This is a genomic window from Ideonella sp. FW305-24, from assembly GCF_058788035.1.
On the sequence record NZ_JBYTAI010000058.1, the window covers coordinates 1 to 501 of the forward strand.

Genomic DNA, 501 nt, shown 5'->3' on the forward strand with positions numbered 1-501 from the left:
GTGCCCAGGGTCGTGCCGTCGCCGTAGGACGTGGTGAGCAGGCGGTTGCGGGCGTCGTAGCCGAAGTTGGCCTTGGCCGTTGCGCCGACGGAGCCCTGGTTGCAGGCCGCCGTGTCCGGCAGCGCCAGTCCTTCGGCCTGCCAGGCGATGTTGGCCGCCGCGTCGTAGCCCATCACGGTGGCGCCGCTCTCGGGGTCGATGCGCTTGCACAGGCGGTGGTAGCCATCGTAGACGTAGCTGCGCGTGGCCGAGACGGTGGCGCCGTCGAGGATGCCCGAGCGGGTGATGGCGGTGGTTTCGCCGAACACGTTGCGGGCGATGGCGGTGGTGCCGATCGGATCCACCACCTTGACGGGCGCGCCGTCGCTGGGCTCGTCGAAGGCCTGGTACGAGACGGTGGTGGCCTTGCCGCGCGCGTTGGTGGTCTTGGTCTGGAACCCGGTCAGGTAAGCCATCGAAGTGGTCAGCGTGCCCAGTTCGCTGGACTGCTGGATTTGATAC

Annotated in this window: 1 protein-coding gene; it reads right to left on the reverse strand. The window is 68.7% G+C overall.

Annotation, left to right across the window (positions count from 1 at the left end; genetic code table 11):
* Window positions 1–501: hypothetical protein (locus tag AC3WR5_RS33510; RefSeq protein ID WP_492490122.1), on the reverse strand; the 501-nt coding region annotated here is incomplete at both ends.